The organism is Haloplanus sp. GDY1, assembly GCF_023703775.1.
Taxonomy (GTDB): Archaea; Halobacteriota; Halobacteria; order Halobacteriales; family Haloferacaceae; genus Haloplanus; species Haloplanus halophilus.
In genome coordinates, this window is sequence record NZ_CP098514.1 from 1,155,200 (window position 1) to 1,173,053 (window position 17,854).

The following is a 17,854-nucleotide window of genomic DNA, read 5'->3' on the forward strand; positions in this document are numbered from 1 at the left end:
ATGGACGTCCTCCTCCAGGCCGATCCGGCGGTCATCGCCGAGGGGGTCAACCTCCTCTGGGTGATGGTCGCCACGTTCCTCGTGTTCTTCATGCACGCCGGCTTCGGGATGCTCGAATCCGGGCAGGTGCGCTCGAAGAACGTCGCCAACCAGCTGACGAAGAACGTCCTCACGTGGGGCGTTGGCGTCATCGCGTACTTCGTCGTCGGCGTGGCCGTCTCGGCCATCGTCGCCGGCGTCACCTCCGGCAGCGGGTTCTCGTCGCCGTTCGCCTACTACGCCGGCGGCTCGACGGCGTGGGCGAGCATCCTCTTCGGCGCCGCGTTCTCGATGGTCGCGGCCTCCATCGTCTCCGGCGCCGTGGCCGAGCGCGCCCAGCTTCGCGGCTACCTCGTCTTCACCGTCGTCGTCGGGGCGCTCATCTACCCCGTCGCGACGGGACTGACCTGGGGCGGCGGCTTCCTCTCCACGCTCGGCTTCAGCGACTTCGCCGGCGCCGCCATCGTCCACATGACCGGCGGGGTCTGTGGCCTCGTGGCCGCCTACCTCGTGGGACCGCGGGTCGACAAGTTCGACGCGGACGGTTCCCCGAACGTCATCCCCGGCCACTCGCTCCCCTACGCCATCCTCGGGACGCTCATCCTCGCCTTCGGCTGGTACGGCTTCAACGTCGGCACCGCCGTCAACGTGTTCCAGGTGACCGAGGCCGGCGAACTCGCCCTCGCCGACTACGCCTACGCCGGCCGGGTCGCGATCAACACCGCGCTCGTCATGGGCGCCGGCAGCATCGGCGCCGCGCTGATCAGCGTCGTCCGCAGCGGGAAGGTCGACAGCCTCATGACCGCGAACGGCCTGCTGGCCGGCCTCGTCTCCGTCTGCTCCATCGCGGCGGTTGCGAGCTGGCCCGCGACGCTCGTCGTCGGCTTCATCGCCGGCATCCAGGTCGTCCTCGTCTTCGACCTGCTGGAGAAGGTCGGCATCGACGACGTCTGTGCGGTGTTCCCGGTCCACGGCTCGGCTGGCGCGCTCAGCGCGCTGGCCTACCCCTTCGTCAACACCACCGCCGCGTTCTCCGTGGCCGACCTCGGCGTCCAGGTCGTCGGCATCGTCGTCCTGGCCGCCTGGGCGGCCGTCGCCACCGGCGTCGTCTACGGCGCCCTCAAGGCCCTCGGCTGGGCCCGGGTCAGCGAGGAACACGAACGCGAGGGGCTCGACTCCTCGGAGCACGGCATCGTGACCTACCCCGAGTTCGGCGACAACTCCGTCGGCAGCGCGGGGACGCCGAACCCGGCCACGACCGACGGCAGTGGGGTGGCCGACGATGACTGAGATCGAGATGGTGGTCGCCTACATCCGCCCGGACAAACTCGGCGCGGTGAAACAGGCCGTCGCCGAGGCCGGCGCGCCCTCGATCACGGTGTCGAACGTCTCCGGCCGCGGGTCCCAACCGGCCAAAAAGGGCCAGTGGCGCGGCGAGGAGTACACCGTCGACCTCCACCAGAAGACGAAAGTCGAGTGCGTGGTCGCGGACGTCGAGGGGTCGGCCGTCGCCGACGCCATCCGCGAGGCCGCCCACACGGGCGAACCCGGCGACGGGAAGATCTTCATCCTGCCCGTCGAGAACGCCATCCAGGTCCGCACCGGCAAGGAGGGACCCGAGGCGGTCTGACGCCGCGCTCGCCCCGTCACACCATCGTCAGCCCTCCAGCCATGTTTTCGGACGCACTCCGCACCCGCGTGTTGACGACCGCCGCCCTCGGTACGGCGCTGCTCGCGGCGCCAGCGGCCGCCCACGGCACGGGCGGCCGTGCGGTCGGCCTCGACTTCCCGGTCGTGGTCGCCGCCTCCGTCGGCGCGAGTCTGCTCGGCGGCGGCCTCGTCCTCGCGGCCGTCGACCGCCTCCCCCACTCGCGCGGTGGGATTCCCCTCCTGTTGCTCGCGCTCGGCGGCCTCTCGGTCCTCCTCGCCGCCGGTGAGGCGCCGACCGGCGCGGTTCCTGGCGTCGTCGCCGGCGTGGGCGCCGTCGCCCTCGCCCGCGGCAACGCCCTCACCGACTGCGGTGCCTGCGCGGACGCGGCGCTGGGCGCCGTGACCCTCCACCGGGGCTTCGAGGGCGTCGTCCTCGCGACGGTCTACGCCGCCGACGCCGCCCTCGGCCTGCTCGGCGCGGCCGTCCTCGCGGTCCACGCCGCGGCCGAGACGGCCGCCGTCGGGTCGCTGTACGCCGCCACGCGCCGCCACGCCCTCGGTGCCGTGCTGGCCATCCAGGCGGGCTTCGTCCTCGGCGTCGTCGCGGGGTGGGGCGTCGTCGACGCCGTCCCGACGGTCGTCGAGGCGGGCGTCCTGGCGCTCGTCGGGGGCGTCCTCCTCGCCGTCGGTGCCCGCGAGACCTACGCCCGACACGTCGCGCCAGCGACGCCGGCGCCGGCCTGACCGCCGAGCGAGAACGTGTCACTCACGGCGTATTTAAGCCGTCGGCGAGCGTCCTCCCGACCGATGTCACTCAGTGCACGCAACCGGCTGAACGGCACCGTACGCAGCGTCGAGACCGACGGCCTGATGGCCGAAGTCGCGGTCGAACTCGACGGCGGACAGGTCGTGACCGCCGTCATCACCGCGGGATCGGTCGAGCGGCTCGGGATCGAGGAGGGAGCGACGGTCAACGCCGTCGTGAAGGCGACGGAAGTGATGGTCGAAAGCGAGGACTAATCCGCGCGGACTTCCGGCCCGAGATCGATCTCGCCGGCGTCGAGTTCGGCCTCGATCTCGCGGGTGGCCGTGACCATGTTCTCGATCTTCTGATACGCGACCTCGCGGGGCAGGAGCTTCACGCCGCAGTCGGGGCTGACGGTCAGGTTCTCCGGCGGGACGACCGTGAAGCCCTCCAAGATGTTCTCCTTGATCTCCTCGACGCTCTCGACCTCCGTGGTGTGGACGTCGACGACGCCGAGCGCGAGGTCGGTCGTGAACTCGGGGTCGGTGAACACGTCGATCTGTTCGTAGTCGCCGTTACACAGCTCGACGTCGAACTCGTCGATGGGATACTCCAGCAGTTCGGGGTAGATGCGGGAGTAGTCGCCGTAACAGACGTGGAGGCCGATGCGCACCTCGTCGGGCACGCCGGCGACGATGCGTTCGAGACACTCGCCGACGATGGCGTGGTCGTCGGGCGTCGTCGCGAGCGCGGGCTCGTCGATCTGGATGTAGCGCGCGCCGGCCTCGACGAGTGCCTCGATCTCCTCGTTCACGAGGTCCGCGAGCGCGTAGGCGAGGTCGGCGTCCGTCTCGTAGGCCTCGTTGAACGACCACGCCGCCAGCGTGTAGGGGCCGGTGATCGGCACCTTCACCGGCTTGCTCGCGGCCGACTGGGTGAACTCGAACTCGTCGACCAGCCACGACTCGTCGTACTCGACGTCGTCGACGACCGAGGGCTTGTCGAAGTAGTTGTGGCCCCAGACCTTCACGGGGCCGTTGAACTCGTAGCCGTCGATGCGGTCGGCGAAGAACTCGACCATCTCGTTGCGGCGCATCTCGCCGTCCGAGACGGTGTCGAGTCCCGCCCGCTCGTGTTCGTCGACGATGACGCGACAGGCGTCGTCGTGGGCCTCGTGGAGGTGGTCCTCGGTGAACTTCGAGTCGGGGTCCTCGGCGAGGTCCGACACCCGGTTGAGCCACTTCGGCTTCGGGTAGGAGCCCACGATGGAGGTGAGCAGGAAGTGGTCGTTCGGGTGGTCCGCGGGGCGGAACTGCTCGCGGTTGTTCATGCGTCCACCTCCGCGAGCGCGGCGGCGTCGCCGAGCGCCGCGAGTTTCTCCTCGAACTTGTTGACCGGCAGGTAGAACAGTTCGGTGTTCGAGGTGAGGTAGGCCCGCTCGAAGTCGGCGTGGGTCCGCTCCTCGATCCACTCGACGCGGTCACGGACCGTCTCGGGGGACTCCACGAGCGTGTTCTGCCCGTCGACCAGCCCCAGCGCCACCCGATCCGTGGTGCCGTACTCGTTGATGTTGTAGAGCGACGCGTCGGCGTCGGTCACGAAGTCGAAGCCGATGGCGTCGACGTCGGCGTCCATCAGGTGCGCGTAGGTCTTCTCCGGCACCGCCCCCCAGTAGGTGTGGACGACCACCTCGGCCTCGGTGGCGGCGGCGACGCGGTCGATGGCCTCGCTCGCGTGCTCGTCGGCGTCCTCGCCCGGCGGCGACTCGACCAGCGACGGTTCCAGCAGGAACAGCGTCTCGTGGGGCGTGAACCCCTCGATTTCGCCGGCGAGGTAGTCGGCGACGGCGTCCAAAAAGTCGGCTTCGTCGCCGTAGTACTCGTCGGTCGCCAGGTCGGCGAGCGAGTACGGACCGGGGAGGACCGCCTGCAGGCCCCCGGCGTCGGCGTCGACGGCCGCGAGTTCCGCGGCCACGTCGCCCGACGGCGTGAGTTCGCCCTCCACCTGCGGGTCGCGGTAGAAGTTGTTGTTGTCGTAGTAGCGGACGATCCCGCCCGTCTCGACGTTCTCGTGGATCGTCAGCGGATGGGCGAGCATGTCGTCCCAGCGCAACTGCCCCTCGACGATCCGGTCGAGGCCGGCGTCGACCTGCGCGTCGACGACGTCGCTCCGAGCGCGCCCGTAGGCGTCGACGATCTCCGCGCCCTCGTCGCCGCCGATGAGGTCGCCCTTCTGGTGACCCTTCAGCTCCGATAGTTCCTCCTTCGCCCAGTCCGGAAGCGGATACAGTCCCGGCGTCGTGGCGACCAGTTCGGTCATCACGAGCGGCTAAGTGATGCCGTCGCTTAATATTTGCTAAACCAAAATATTCCCATAGGTTATTTCCCGTCGAGGCGGAGGACCGACAGCGTCTCGAAGGGGTACGACTCCTGGCGCACCGTCGACGCCGCGAAGCCGTTGCGCTCCGCGCGGTCGACGACCGCCTCGAACCCCGTGAGACTGCTGACGAGGAGGAGGACCACCCCGCCGGGCCGGAGGACGCGCCCCACGGCGTCGAGGAAGGGATCGACGACGGCCCGTCCCGACTCCCCGCCCGAGAGCGCCCGTTCCATCGGGTCGTCCCACTCGTTGTCCGGGTCGGTGGGGAGGTACGGCGGGTTGAAGGCCACCGTGTCGAAACTGCTCGGTCGGAAGGGTTCGACCAGGTCGGCGCGGACGGCCGGGACTCCCCGGTCGCGGGCCTGTCGGCAGGCCTCGGGGTTGAGGTCGCTCGCGATCACCGCACAGTCCGTCTCCGTCGCGATCCGCTCGGCGACCCACCCCGACCCCGTGCCCACCTCCAGGGTCCGGCCGCAGGCGTGTTCGACGGCCGCCTCGGCGAGCAACCGGGAGTCCTCCGCCGGCTGGTACACCACCCGTTCCGCCCCGCGCCGGTCCGCGAGGTCCGAGCGGGTGTCCGATCCGTCGGCGTCGGTCATTCCCCCGTCCCGTCCTCCGGCCCGCCGTCCGGCGTGGCCGCCTGTGCCTCCCGACCCTCGGCGATGGCGAGGCCGCCCTCCTCGGCCCGGCCCATGAGTTCGCGCTGCGGGAACGGGATCTTGATCCCCTCATCGGCGTAGGCGTCGGTGACCGCCTCGATGACCGCCGTGCGCGCCCGCCACATCCGTCGGGCGCTGGGGTTGTCGATCCACACCCGGACGCCGAGGACGATGGCGGAGTCGCCGAAGCGCTTGCCGACCACCTGCGGCGTCGGGACGTTGAGGACTTGATCCAACTCCTTGACCGTCTCGCGGGCGACTTCGGCCGCGTGGCTCGGATCGTGGTCGTAGTCGACGCCCACCTCCACCTCGATGCGGAGGCGGCCCTTGCGCGTGCGGTTGGTGATCGGCTTGCTGCTCACCTCGTCGTTCGGAAGCATCACGTACTCGCCGTCGAAGGTCTGGAGTCGCGTCGTCACGATGGTGATGTCGGTCACGATTCCCTCGCGGTCGCCGACCTCGATCCAGTCGCCGATCTCGAACGGCCGGGAGAACATGAGGACGAACCCGGCGAGCATCGCGCCGAGGGTCTGGCGCGCGGCCATCCCGACGACGATGCCGAGAAAGCCCGCCCCGACCAGCAGGTTGCCGAGGTCCTGAGTGAACAGGCCGATGACCACCATGAAGGCGAGCGTGTAGAGCGACACCTGCGTCAGCCGGTAGACGATCTCCCGCTGGTGTTCGCTGATGCTCGCCTGGTTGCCCGTGAACTCGCCGATGACGCGCCCGACGAAGCCCGTGAGCGCGTACGTCGCCGCCAGCACGACCACGGCGAGCAACACCCGCCCGGCGACGTCCTGTAACCCGAGGCTGCGGTACGAGCGCTCCAGCGGCCCGATCAGATCCCACAGGAGCACCACCGCGACGATGCCGCCGCCGGTCACCAGCGTGATCGCCGCCGACACCGCGAGTTTGGGGAGCGACCGGTCGCTCGCCCCCTCCCGGCCCACGAGCCACCGCCGCGCCCCGTACCTGATACCGAGGACGACGGCCACCACGAGCGTCGTCGCCAGCAGGCGGTTCGGCAGCGTCGACTCGACGGTCGCGAGCGCGTCAGCCATCCGGATCCCTCCGGCCGTACTCGGCCGCGAGCCCCGCGAGCGCGGCGAACTCGTCCGGCGCCACGTCGCCCGCCCGCCGCGACATGAGGTCCTCGTCGGCGGCTTCGACGACCGCGTCCGGGTCGTCGAGGCCCGAGATGTGAGCGGTGTTGCGGACGGCGTTTCGCAGCGTCTTCCGTCGCTGCGTGAACAGCGCCTTCACGAACCGCAGGAAGAAGGCCTCGTCGTCGACCTCGTAGTCGGGGTCGCGCGGCGTCGTCCGCACGACGGCGCTGTCGACGGCCGGCGGCGGGGAGAAGGCCGTCGGCGGCACCGGTTCGACGACCGTCACGTCGGCGTAGTGGCCCGCGCTCACCGACAGGCGGCCGTACTCCTCGGTCCCCGCGTCGGCGGCCATGCGCTCCGCGAACTCCCGCTGGAAGGTGAGGACGGTCGGCACGCCGAGCGGCAGGAGACGGAAGGTGATCTCGCTAGAGACGCCGTACGGCAGGTTCGAGACGCTCGCGGTGACGTCCGGCAGGTCCACCTCGAGGGCGTCGCCCTCGATCACCGTCAGCCGACCCGCGTCGACCTCGTCGGCGAACTCCCGGCGGAGAAAGGCCGCGAGGTCCGGATCGCGCTCGACGGTCGTCACGCGCTCGCTCGTCGCCAGCAGGCGGTCGGTGAGCGCCCCCGTCCCCCCGCCGATTTCGAGGACGTGACTCCGATCCGCGTCGTCCGGCAGGTACGTCGGCAGCCGGTCGAGGACGCGCTCGTCGACGAGGAAGTGCTGATCGCGGTCGGGGTTGCCGCTCACGCCGGCCCGCCCGAGCAGTCGATCCGGTGAACGCGACCCTGTCATCGTCCACGATAGCGCACGGGGCCGGGTAAATTCCCCGTTTCGCCGGCCGGGACCAGGGCGGCGCTGACGACCCCGTCTCGCCGGTCAGTCCGGTTCCCCACCCACGAACGTCCGGTACTTGAGGTCCTCGTCCCGGAGCTCCTCCAGGATCCGGTCGACGAGGACGCCCTTCGGATCGTGGAGGCCGGCGATCCGCTCCTCCAGGTCCGCGAAGCTCTCGAACGGCGCACGCTTGCGCTCGTCGAGCACGTCGTTGCGCAGTTTCTTCCCGATGCCGGGCAGCAGGTTCAGCTGGTGCAGTCGGAGGGTGATCGGCTGGGCGTCGTTGTAGAAGTCGACGAACCGCCGCTCGTGGCGGTCGACGATCTCCTCGACGACGTACTCCAGTTCCGAGTGAGCGGCGTTCGACAGGTCGTCGTACTCCACCTCGCGCACGCTCTCGACGGGGTCGCGCTCCTCGGCGGGATCGATCACGAGACGGTCGCCGATGCTCACGTCCGCGTCGTCGCCGAGGGTGAGTTCGAGGAGCCGGAACGCCGACTCCCCGAGGGCGTACGCCAGCGGCGATTTCTTGTACTGGGGGCGGTCGTCGTCGGGCCGCCCGTGGGGCAGGTGATCGAGGACCACCGCGAAGGTCCGCTCCGCCTCCTCTGCGGTTTCGGCGCCGTCGTCGACGCCAGTCTCTCCGCTCTCGGAGGTCGTCATAGGGGAACTGTACGGCGACCGACTATTTAAACCGTCGGCCGAGACGGCGCCGGCGTCGGGGGCTATCCGTAGTCGTCACCGAAATCCGCGGCCCGGAGTTCGCCCGCGATCCGCGTCTCGAAGCGGCGCTCCACCCGCTCCCACGACGGCGAGTCCCGCCCGGTCGCGTGGTGTAACACGCCGATCGGATACCGATACGGCGCGTAGTCGACGGCGATGCCGGCCGCGTAGTCGCCCGGCACCGACCGCTGGACGACGTGGTAGCTCCCGCGCTCCCCGCTCGCCCGCCGCACCGCCGCCAGGTCGACGCCGTCGAGGTGGTCGACGAGCGGGTCGTCCGCGACGGCCTCGGTGAGCGACGCGATCAGCGCGGCGTCGGCCGCGCTCACGACGATCCAGCGGCGCTCACCGACGGCGGCCGCGTACCCCCCGTACTCGAGGAGGTCGTAGCCCTCGGCGCCGCCGGACAGTCGCCGCCAGCCGTCGTCGACCATCCCCTCGACCGCCCTCCCGGCGGAGAAGTCGCCGCGGCCGAACGTCACGTTCGAGCGGCCGCCCGGCTGGACGTGGACGAGTTCGAACGCGTCGGAGTCCGTGTACTTCGGCGGCCCCGATCCGAGCCACCCCTCGCGGAGTCGGCGGCCGACGGTGTCGTCGTCGACGCTCCCGAGCAGGTCCGCCGCGTCCAGGTGGCGCGCCCACACGTAGGCCGCGTCGGGCATCTCCGGGTGGGTGGGCGTCCGCGCGAGCATCGCCTCGAAGCCGAGCGTCTCGTCCGGCGCGGGGCGGGGCGTGGGCGTGGGCGTGGGCGTGGGCGTGACCGTCGGCTCGGGCGTCGGGGTGGCCGTCGCCGTTCGCGTCGGCGTCCCCTCGTCGTCGGCGTCGGCGGCACACCCCGACAGCGCCAGGACGCCCGCCGCTCCCGCCGCCTCCAGCAGTCGCCGTCGGGAGAGCCGCGACATACCCACCGGTCGGACCGGCGAGCCTTATACTTGCCCCGGCCCGGGTGCAGCCGCCCGTTTCGGGACGTTTATCCGCCCGTCCGTCCCCCATTCGGGCATGAAGGCGACCGCCACGGCCCACCCCATCCAGGGGCTCGTGAAGTACCACGGGATGCGCGACCCCGAACTGCGGCTCCCGTATCACGACAGCATCAGCGTCTGTACGGCGCCCAGTCGGACGCTCACGACCGCCGAGTTCGGCGCGACCGACGAGGACGTGTACGTCGTCGACGGCGACCGCGTCGGGGGGCGCGGCGCCGAGCGCATCGACGCCGTCGTCGACGAGGTCCGCGAGCGCGCCGGCATCGACGCTCCCGTCCGCCTGGAGAGCGAGAACTCCTTCCAGTCGAACGTCGGCTTCGGGTCCTCGTCCTCCGGCTTCGCGGCGGCCGCCACGGCGCTCTCGGCCGCCGCGGGGCTCGACCTCTCGCGGCCCGAGATCTCGACCATCGCCCGCCGCGGGTCCTCCTCCGCGGCCCGGGCGGTCACCGGCGCCTTCTCCCAGCTCCACGCCGGCCTCAACGACGACGACTGCCGCTCCGAGCGCATCGAGACCGACCTCGAGGACGACCTGCGGATCGTCGCCGCGCTCGTCCCCTCCTACAAGGAGACCGAACAGGCCCACGAGGAGGCCGCCGACAGCCACATGTTCCAGGCGCGGCTGGCTCACATCCACGAACAGATCGTCGAGATGCGCGACGCGCTCCGCACCGCCGACTTCGAGCGCGCGTTCGAACTCGCGGAACACGACTCGCTCTCGCTCGCGGCGACGACGATGACCGGCCCCGCCGGCTGGGTGTACTGGCAACCCCGGACGATCGCCGTCTTCAACGCGGTTCGGGCGCTCCGCAAGGAGGACGTGCCGGTCTTCTTCTCGACGGACACCGGCGCGAGCGTCTACGTCAACACGACGGTCGACCACGTCGACCGCGTCGAGTCGGCCGTCGCCGACTGCGGCGTCGAGACCGAGGTGTGGGAGGTCGGCGGCCCCGCCGAGGTGCGTCCGGAGTCAGACGCGCTGTTCTAGCCCTCGGTCCACTCGGCTCGGTGTTCGTAGGTCCGATCGGTTCCCCCGCGCAGCCACAGGATCGCACTCGACCGGTTGGGTTTCTCCTCCCCCGGGTGGCTCGGGTCGCGCGACCGGTAGTTGAGTTCCACCTCGGCACCGGAGGGGTACTCCCGGGCCACGTTGACCGTGTGGTACTCCCGATCGAAGCGGTCGATCGAGGGTGTGACGCGGTCGAACCCCTCCGGAACCGCGTCGGCGACGAAGGCCCGTCGCTCGTCTTCGGCCGCCAGCAGGCCCTCGAGCAACACCCCGAAGTCCGCGATGGCGTCCGTCGGCCCGGCCATCGGTAGGCCGCTCCGGTCGGCGAACTCCTGGGCCGCGGCCAGCCCCGCCGCCGTCGGGGTCGTCCCGTCCAGCAGTCCCGCCTCGCGGGCGTCCCGAAGCGCACCGAGCCCCGAGGGCAACTGCGCGGTCAGGACGCGTCGCAACTCGGTTCGGTCCTCGATCGTGCGTGCCGTCCAGCAGACGAACCCTTCGACACCCATCCGTTCGGCCGTCGGCACGCTCGCACTTAACTCTCGGCTCGCCGGGCGACCCTTCTTTGCCGTGGGGTCCAACCCCCGGGTATGCGCGTCGCCGTTCTCGGTGCCGGGTACGCCGGCCTGACACTCGCTCGCCGCCTCGAATCCACGCTCCCGGACGCGGCCGACATCGTCGTCGTCGACGAGTCCGACACCCACCTCGTCCAGCACGAACTCCACCGGGTCGTCCGCCGGCCCGCGGTGGCCGACGCCATCACCGTCCCCCTCGACGACGCCCTCTCCCGGGCGACCGTTCGGCGGGGCCGGGTCGAGCGGATCGACCGCGACGCCCGGCGGATCCACCTGGGGGAGGGCGGGGAGCCGCGCTCCGCGGAAGACAGCGAGGAGCCACGGGCCGCGGGGAGCCGGACGGGCGCCCTCGACTACGACTACGCGGCGGTCTGTCTCGGCGCCGAGACGGCCTTCTACGACCTCCCGGGCGTCCGGGACCACGGGCTCCCGCTCAAGCGACTGGCCCACGCCCGCCGGCTCCGTGAGGACTTCCTCGACACCTGCGAGGCGGGCGGGCGAGCGGTCGTCGGCGGCGCCGGCCTCTCGGGCGTCCAGGTCGCGGGCGAACTGGCTGCGCTCGCCGACGAGCGGGGCGCCGACGTCGAGGTGACCGTCCTCGAACGGCTGGAGTCGGTCGCGCCCGCCTTCCCCGCGGCGTTCCGGTCGGCCGTTCGCGACGCCCTCGAATCGGCCGGCGTGACGGTCCACACCGGTGCGCAGGTGACGGGCGCGACGGGCGACGCGGTGGAACTCGACGACCGGACGGTGCCCTACGACACGTTCGTCTGGACCGGCGGCATCCGCGGCCCGGAGGCCCTGGACGGCGACCGGCCGACGGTGCGTGGCGACCTCAGACTCGACGCGCGCACGTTCGCCGTCGGCGACGCCGCGAAGGTGGTCGACGCCGACGGGGAGGCCGTCCCCGCGAGCGCGGCGGCAGCCATCCGCGAGGCCCGAACGGTCGCGACCAACCTCGACCGCCTCGTGCGGGCCGCCCGCGACGGCGCCGACGACTTCGCCCCCCGTCTGGAGCCGTTCCGCTTCGAGGTTCCCGGCTGGATCGTCTCCGTCGGCGACGACGCCGTCGCGAAGGTCGGGCCGAAGGTGCTCCGGGGGGCGCCCGCGCGGGCGATGAAGGCCACCGTGGGCGCCGGTCACCTCTCCTCGGTCGGCGCGGTCACCCGGGCGGTCGAACTCGCCCGGGAGGAACTGCGTTAGGCGGCGTCGACGAGGCGTCTGACCCGCGCCTCCTCGACCGGCGCGGTCGTCTCGCCGCCGCGTTTCAGCGCCGTCCCGACGATCACGCCGTCGGCCACGGAGAGCAGTTCCGGGGCCGTCTCGGGCGTGACGCCGCTGCCCACGTACAGCGGCACGCCGCGCTCGGCACACCGCTCGGCGACCGCCTCGAGGCGATCCGTCTCGACCGCCTCGCCGGTCCGGGGGCCGCTGACGATCACGCCGTCGGCGAGGCCGCGGTCGACCAGGTCGTCGACGCCGTCGCCCGCGACACCGCGCTCCCCGCTCGCTCCGCCGAGCGGCGCCGAGTGTTTCACCCCCGTGTCGGCGAGGATCGACACGTCGGCGTCGAGGCGGTCACGCAGGCGCAGCGTCTCGTTGGCGCGCCCCTCGATCACTCCCTGGTCCGTGACGCGCGCGCCGGTGTGGACGTTGACGCGGACGAAGTCGGCGCCGGCCGCGGCCGCCACCGACACCGCCGCCGTCGCGTCGTTCCGGAGGACGTTCACGCCGACCCGGCAGTCCACCTCGCGGCGGACGAGCCCCGTCAGGTCGGTCATCGAGGCCACGACGTGTTCGGGGACGTCGTCGGGGTGGAAGGGAGCGTCGCCGAAGTTCTCGACGATCAGGCCGTCGACGCCGCCGTCGGCGAGGGCCCGCGCGTCGGCGCGGACGCGGCGGCGAATCGCCCCGCGATCCCCGTCGAATCCCGGCGCGCCCGGCAGGGACGGCAGGTGAACCATGCCGACGATCCGTGGAAGGTCGGTCATCGGAGGGGAGTGGGCGCCGCCGATGCAAAACCTTCCGCCTCCTGCGACAGGGGGGTTTAATTGTCGTCGACGCGGGACTAGAGGTAGATCGGAGCATGACCACGACCGAGGGGGGAACGGTGCTCATCGTCGACGACGACCGGGACGTCGTCCGCACGTACCGTCGATATCTCGAGGAGGCGTACGACACCCGCGAGGCGTACGACGGCGAGGAGGCACTCGACGAACTCGACGAATCGGTCGACGTCGTGTTGCTCGACCGGTTGATGCCCGGCGTCTCCGGTGGGGAGGTGCTCGACCGCATCCGGCAGCGTGACGTCGGGGTTCGCGTGGCGATGGTGACCGCGGTCGATCCCGATTTCGACATCCTCGATATGGGGTTCGACGACTACATCACCAAACCGACGAGCTACGACGAACTCCGGTCGACCATCGACGACCTGATCGCGCTGAACCGACACGCCGAGCACGTCCGGGAGTATCACACTCTGCTGGCGAAACGCGAGGCCCTTCGGGAGAGCAAGGCGACGTACGAACTCGACCGGAGCGAGGCGTACGCCGACCTGGAGGCCCGAATCGAGACGCTCGAGCGGACGATCGAGTCCGAGGCCGAGGGGTACACGGACGACGCCCGCTTCGTCGCCACGCTGCGAGCCATCGACGAATCGGTGCCCGTCGAGGAGGGCTCCGATGGCTGAGGGCGACGCCCGGGCGGACGGGTATCCGCTGACCGGTGGCCTGCCGCTCGGCATCGACGACCTGGATCCGGGAACGAACCTCCTGGTCTCCGGCCCCGCGATGTCGGGCAAGCGCCAGCTGGTGTTCGACCTCCTCGCCCCCGACGCGACGGCGGCCGACCCCATCGTCGTGATGACGACCGACGACCCGGCGCCGCGCATCCACACGCAGTTCGCGGACCGCGGCGTCGAGTTCGACCCGTCGACGTTCCGCGTCGTCGACGCTTCCGGGGCGCCCGGCGACGACGAAGCCGACGTCCACCGGGTCTCCTCGCCGGCCGACCTCACCGGCATGGGCGTCGCGTTCACGAAGGCCGTCGAGGAGATGGGGAGCCCGCCCCGCCTCCGTCTTGGCTTTCTCTCCATCTCGACGCTCCTCCAGTACGTCGACGCCGAGCGCGCCTTCTCCTTTCTCCACGTCCTCTCCCGACGGACGAGCGCGGCCGGCTACCTCGGCGTCTACAGCATCGACCCCACGACACACGAGGATCGCTTCGTCAACGTCGTCACCTCCATCTTCGACGCCGCCATCGAACTCCGCGAGGAGGACGGCGACCGAGAGGTCCGGGCGCGCGGCCTCCCGGACGTCGCCCCCGAGTGGACGGCGTTCCCCTACTGATCCTCGGGGTCGAGGCCGTACGCCTCGCGGGCCGCCGCCGCCGACAGCGTTCCGAGACGCAGGTCGCGAGCGACGGCCTCGGGGTCGCGCGCCGCCGGGTCGCCGTACCCGCCGCCGCCGGGCGTCCGGACGCTCACCACGTCGCCGGCGTCGAGGTCGTGGGTCGACTTCCCCGGGATGGGCTCCGTCTCGCCGTCGCGGAGCAGGTAGTCCTCGCCGGTCGCCCCGGAACCGCCGCCGGCGAGGCCGTACGGCGGGTGACGACGCCGGTCCGCGAGCAGGCTGAAGGCGACGTCGTCGGTCAACACCTCGATGTCGCGACGGAGGCCGAGGCCGCCGCGGAACTCGCCCGCGCCGCCCGAGTCCGGGCGGTACTCGTAGCGCCGGACGCGGAGGGGATAGACCGTCTCCAGCACCTCCGCCGGAGTGTTGAGCGTGTTGCTCATGTGGGCGTGGACGCCGTCCATCCCGTCGGCGCCGGCCCGGCCGCCGTAGCCGCCGCCGACCGTCTCGTAGAAGGCGAAGGGCTCGCCGGCCCGATCCGTGCCGCCGAAGGTGACGCTGTTCATCGTCCCCTGGGCGGCCGCGACGGAGCGTTCGGGCGCCTCGGAGCCGAACGCCCCGAGGAGGGCGTCAGTCACCCGCTGGGAGATTTCGAGGTTGCCGCCGACCACGGCCGCCGGGGGGCGGGCGTTGACGACCGTCCCCTCGGGCGCCCGGATGTCGATGGGCCGGTAGGTCCCCGCGTTCGGCGGCACGTCCGGGTCGGTCACGCAGCGCACCGCGTAGTACGTCGCGGACGCGGTCACCGCGAGGGGGGCGTTGATCGCGCCCGCGACCTGCTCGCTCGTCCCCTCGAAGTCGACGACGAGTTCGTCGCCGTCGACCGTCACCGAGACGGCGATCAGGAGGTCCTCGTGGCCCTGGCCGTCGTCGTCGAGGTAGTCCTCGAACTCGACGGTGCCGTCCGGCAGGTCCGCGATCTCGCTCCGCATCCGGCGCTCGGCGTAGGCCTTGATCTCCGTCGTCGCCGCGCGCAGGGTGTCGAGGCCGTGGCGCGCGGCCAGGTCCCGGACCCGTTCGACGGCCGTCCGGTTGGCCGCCCGCTGGGCGCGGAAGTCGCCGCGGCGCTCGTCCGGCGTTCGCACGTTCGTCAGGAGGAGGTCGAAGGTGTCCTCGACGGGATCGCCGCCGTCGTAGAGTTTCACCGGCGGGACCCGCAGCCCCTCCTGGTAGATCTCGGTCGAATCGGCGGCGACGCTCCCCGCCCGTCCACCGCCCACGTCGGCGTGGTGGGCGCGGTTGGCCGCGACGGCGACGAGGTCGCCCTCGACGAAGACGGGCGTCACGAGCGTCATGTCCGGCAGGTGGGCGCCGCCGTGGAACGGATCGTTGAGCAGGATGGCGTCGCCGTCCGCCAGGTCCGCGGGCGGGAACGCCTCGATGGCCGCCGCCACGGAGTACGGCATCGCGCCCAGGTGGACCGGGATGTTCTCGGCCTGGCTGATCATCTCGGCGGTCGCGTCCTCGCCACCGACGTCGAACAGGGCACACGAGCAGTCCCGGCGGTCCTTGATGTTCGGGGAGTAACTGGTCCGGACGAGCGTCGCGTTCATCTCCTCGGCGACGGCGACGCAGGCGTTGCGGAGGACCTCCAGGGTGACCGGATCGACGTCGGTCATGGCTCGATCACCACGTTGCCAAGGTCGTCGACGCTCGCTTCCGCTCCCGGCGGGACGACGGCCGTGCTCTCGACGCCCTCGACGATCGCCGGGCCGTCGAACGCCGCCCCCGTGGCGAGCGTCGAGCGGTCGTAGACCGGCGTCTCGTGGCGGTCGTCGGCGAACGACGCCCGCCGCGTCGTCCGAGGGTCGGGGTCGGCCGTCCCCCCCTCCGCCATCGACAGCGCCGGCGGGTCGACGACGCCGCGCGAGCGCAGGCGGACCGTGACGAGTTCGACCGGTTCGTCCGGCGAGGCGTGGCCGTACCGTCGCTCGTGGCGCTCGTGGAAGCGGTCGGCGACGGCCGAGAGGTCGTCGCCGTCGAGGTCCCCGTCCGGCAGCGGGATCCGGAGGTCGAAGGACTGGCCGCGGTAGCGCAGGTCGACCGCGCGCTCGAACCGCCGGCGCTCGGGCGGGTAGCCCTCGTCAGCGAGGCGCGCCCGACGGTCAGCGGCCAGCGCCTCGAATCGCTCGGTCAGGGTCGCGGGCTCCACCTCGGCCCAGGGCCGCACCGTCGAGACGCCGTCCTCGTACACCACGTCGCTGATGAGGAGGCCGAGCGCCGAGAGGACGCCGGCCGACCGCGGGACCACCACGCGTGGCACGTCGAGTTCGGCGGCGAGTTCCGCGGCGTGGAGCGGCCCGGCGCCGCCGTAGGCGACAAGCGAGAAGTCCCGGGGGTCGTGCCCCCGCTCGACCGACACCACGCGCAGGGCGCGCTCCATGTTCGCGTTGGCGACCTCGAGGATCCCCTGTGCGGCCGCCTCGACGCTCAGATCCAGCGGCTCGGCCAGGCGCTCCCGGACCGCCTCGCGGACGGTCGACTCGTCGGCGCTCCCCTCGAAGAAGACGCCGGGGTCGATCCGCCCGAGCAACAGGTGGGCGTCCGTGACCGTCGGCTCGGTCCCGCCGCGGCCGTAACAGATCGGCCCGGGGTCGGCGCCGGCCGACCGCGGACCGACCCGGAGGCTCCCGCCCTCGTCGACCCACGCGATGGAGCCCCCGCCCGCGCCGATGGTGTGGACGTCGACCATGGGGACGGTGACCGGATACTCGCCGACCGTCCCCTCCGTCGTGACGACGGGGTCGCCGTCCCGCACCAGCGACACGTCACACGAGGTGCCGCCCATGTCCATCGTGAGCACGTCGTCGAAGCCCGCCTCGCCGGCGACGTGGGACGCGCCCCGGACGCCCGCCGCCGGCCCCGAGAGCAGCGTGTTCACCGGGCGCTCGCGCGCGGCGCTCGCGGAGGCGACGCCGCCGTTCGACTGCATCACTCGCATCGCCGCGGGGACGCCGGCGTCGTCGATGCCCGCCGCCAGTCGACCCAGATACCGGTTCATCACCGGCTTGAGCGCGGCGTTGATCGTCGTCGCCAGCGTGCGCTCGTACTCCCGGATCTCCGGCAGCACGTCGCTCGACAGCGAACACTCGCAGTCGACGCCCTCCTCGCGGAGGATCTCGGCCATCCGGCGCTCGTGGGACGCGTCCTCGAAGGCGAAGAGAAAGCAGACGGCGACGCTCTCGACGTCGGCGTCGGCGACGGCCCGGGCCACCTCGCGGGCGGCCGCCTCGTCGAGCGGTTCGACGACGTCGCCCCGGCGGTCGAGGCGCTCCGGCACCTCGAACCGACGGTCGCGGGGGACGACCGGCGAGGGTTTCTCCGCGCCCAGGTCGTACAGGCTCGGCCGGGTCTGCCGGCCGATCTCGACCGCGTCCCGGAAGCCCGCGGTCGTCACCAGCGCCGTCGCCGCCCACTCGCGTTCGAGGAGGGCGTTCGTGGCGACGGTCGTCCCGTGGGCGAAGAAGTCGACGGCCTCGGGATCGAGGCCGGCGTCCTCGCCCGCGGCGTCGAGTCCGTCGAGGACGCCCCGATCCGGCGCGTCCGGCGTCGACGGTACCTTCAGCATCGTGATCCCGTCGGCGTCGGCGACGACCACGTCGGTGAACGTGCCGCCGACGTCGACGCCGACACGGACGTCGGTTTCCATACCGGGAGCAGGGAAGGGCGATTCATAAACCCACGTCCCGGTCGGGACGGCCGGGGAACTCCGGGACGCGGCCGGGGTATAAGGCCACGGCGCCCCAG

General features: G+C 71.8%; 17 protein-coding genes and 1 pseudogene. 7 read left to right on the top strand and 11 right to left on the bottom strand.

Going from position 1 to position 17,854, the window contains the following annotated elements; all coding sequences use genetic code 11:
* From NBT67_RS06215 to NBT67_RS06230, 3 genes and pseudogenes are all read left to right on the top strand, one after another.
* Positions 1–1,669, top strand: a pseudogene (locus NBT67_RS06215) (ammonium transporter).
* A 41-nt stretch (positions 1,670–1,710) separates the two neighbouring features.
* On the top strand, positions 1,711–2,433 hold the full coding sequence (locus tag NBT67_RS06225; RefSeq protein ID WP_251343969.1) for a hypothetical protein: 723 nt from the start codon (positions 1,711–1,713) through the stop codon (positions 2,431–2,433).
* A 63-nt stretch (positions 2,434–2,496) separates the two neighbouring features.
* Entirely contained in the window at positions 2,497–2,709 is a 213-nt protein-coding gene (locus tag NBT67_RS06230) for a TOBE domain-containing protein (RefSeq protein WP_251343979.1), read from the top strand.
* Here NBT67_RS06230 and NBT67_RS06235 read toward each other — a convergent pair.
* The 7 genes from NBT67_RS06235 to NBT67_RS06265 all read right to left on the bottom strand — a co-directional run bounded on the left by NBT67_RS06235 (position 2,706) and on the right by NBT67_RS06265 (position 9,041).
* Positions 2,706–3,764: a methionine synthase gene (locus tag NBT67_RS06235; RefSeq protein ID WP_251343980.1), complete on the bottom strand. Its 1,059-nt coding sequence runs from the start codon at positions 3,762–3,764 to the stop codon at positions 2,706–2,708. The genes NBT67_RS06230 and NBT67_RS06235 overlap by 4 nt on opposite strands.
* Positions 3,761–4,753, bottom strand: coding sequence for a 5-methyltetrahydropteroyltriglutamate--homocysteine methyltransferase (locus NBT67_RS06240; RefSeq protein ID WP_251343981.1), 993 nt, complete (start codon positions 4,751–4,753; stop codon positions 3,761–3,763). The genes NBT67_RS06235 and NBT67_RS06240 overlap by 4 nt, the downstream gene beginning before the upstream one ends.
* A gap of 59 nt (positions 4,754–4,812) precedes the next feature.
* On the bottom strand, positions 4,813–5,412 hold the full coding sequence (locus NBT67_RS06245; RefSeq protein WP_251343982.1) for a HemK2/MTQ2 family protein methyltransferase: 600 nt from the start codon (positions 5,410–5,412) through the stop codon (positions 4,813–4,815).
* Complete coding sequence (locus NBT67_RS06250; RefSeq protein ID WP_251343983.1) at positions 5,409–6,533, bottom strand: mechanosensitive ion channel family protein; 1,125 nt, start codon at positions 6,531–6,533, stop codon at positions 5,409–5,411. The genes NBT67_RS06245 and NBT67_RS06250 overlap by 4 nt, the downstream gene beginning before the upstream one ends.
* The gene (locus tag NBT67_RS06255; RefSeq protein ID WP_251343984.1) at positions 6,526–7,374 is read right to left on the bottom strand and encodes a 16S ribosomal RNA methyltransferase A; all 849 of its coding nucleotides are present in this window, start codon (positions 7,372–7,374) and stop codon (positions 6,526–6,528) included. The genes NBT67_RS06250 and NBT67_RS06255 overlap by 8 nt, the downstream gene beginning before the upstream one ends.
* An 84-nt stretch (positions 7,375–7,458) precedes the next feature.
* The gene (locus tag NBT67_RS06260; protein ID WP_251343985.1) at positions 7,459–8,079 is read right to left on the bottom strand and encodes a DUF655 domain-containing protein; all 621 of its coding nucleotides are present in this window, start codon (positions 8,077–8,079) and stop codon (positions 7,459–7,461) included.
* 62 nt (positions 8,080–8,141) lie between these two features.
* Positions 8,142–9,041 carry a hypothetical protein gene (locus tag NBT67_RS06265; protein WP_251343986.1) on the bottom strand — a complete coding sequence of 300 codons (900 nt, stop codon included), beginning with the start codon at positions 9,039–9,041 and terminating at the stop codon, positions 8,142–8,144.
* Positions 9,042–9,138: 97 nt separating this feature from the next.
* On the opposite strand from NBT67_RS06265, the gene mvaD reads away from it, so the two are divergent.
* Positions 9,139–10,107 (top strand): phosphomevalonate decarboxylase MvaD, encoded by a 969-nt coding sequence (mvaD, locus tag NBT67_RS06270; RefSeq protein WP_251343988.1) that lies wholly within the window; start codon positions 9,139–9,141, stop codon positions 10,105–10,107.
* Here the strand turns inward: mvaD and NBT67_RS06275 are convergent.
* Positions 10,104–10,634 (bottom strand): hypothetical protein, encoded by a 531-nt coding sequence (locus NBT67_RS06275; protein ID WP_251343990.1) that lies wholly within the window; start codon positions 10,632–10,634, stop codon positions 10,104–10,106. The genes mvaD and NBT67_RS06275 overlap by 4 nt on opposite strands.
* Positions 10,635–10,715: 81 nt before the next feature.
* Between NBT67_RS06275 and NBT67_RS06280 the strand changes: the two genes are divergently transcribed.
* Positions 10,716–11,900 (top strand): NAD(P)/FAD-dependent oxidoreductase, encoded by a 1,185-nt coding sequence (locus NBT67_RS06280; protein ID WP_251343992.1) that lies wholly within the window; start codon positions 10,716–10,718, stop codon positions 11,898–11,900.
* Here NBT67_RS06280 and NBT67_RS06285 read toward each other — a convergent pair.
* Positions 11,897–12,688: a BtpA/SgcQ family protein gene (locus NBT67_RS06285; RefSeq protein WP_251343993.1), complete on the bottom strand. Its 792-nt coding sequence runs from the start codon at positions 12,686–12,688 to the stop codon at positions 11,897–11,899. The two genes, NBT67_RS06280 and NBT67_RS06285, sit on opposite strands and share 4 nt — an antisense overlap.
* Positions 12,689–12,783: 95 nt before the next feature.
* Here NBT67_RS06285 and NBT67_RS06290 point away from each other — a divergent pair, with 95 nt between their 5' ends.
* Positions 12,784–13,386, top strand: coding sequence for a response regulator (locus NBT67_RS06290; protein WP_251343994.1), 603 nt, complete (start codon positions 12,784–12,786; stop codon positions 13,384–13,386).
* Positions 13,379–14,044, top strand: coding sequence for an RAD55 family ATPase (locus NBT67_RS06295; protein WP_251343995.1), 666 nt, complete (start codon positions 13,379–13,381; stop codon positions 14,042–14,044). Before NBT67_RS06290 ends, NBT67_RS06295 begins: the two co-directional genes overlap by 8 nt.
* On the opposite strand, the gene NBT67_RS06300 is transcribed toward NBT67_RS06295, so the two are convergent.
* Both NBT67_RS06300 and NBT67_RS06305 read right to left on the bottom strand, forming a co-directional pair.
* On the bottom strand, positions 14,038–15,726 hold the full coding sequence (locus NBT67_RS06300) for a hydantoinase B/oxoprolinase family protein (RefSeq protein WP_251343996.1): 1,689 nt from the start codon (positions 15,724–15,726) through the stop codon (positions 14,038–14,040). The two genes, NBT67_RS06295 and NBT67_RS06300, sit on opposite strands and share 7 nt — an antisense overlap.
* Positions 15,723–17,756: a hydantoinase/oxoprolinase family protein gene (locus tag NBT67_RS06305; protein WP_251343997.1), complete on the bottom strand. Its 2,034-nt coding sequence runs from the start codon at positions 17,754–17,756 to the stop codon at positions 15,723–15,725. Before NBT67_RS06305 ends, NBT67_RS06300 begins: the two co-directional genes overlap by 4 nt.
* Between the last annotated feature and the right edge of the window lie 98 nt (positions 17,757–17,854).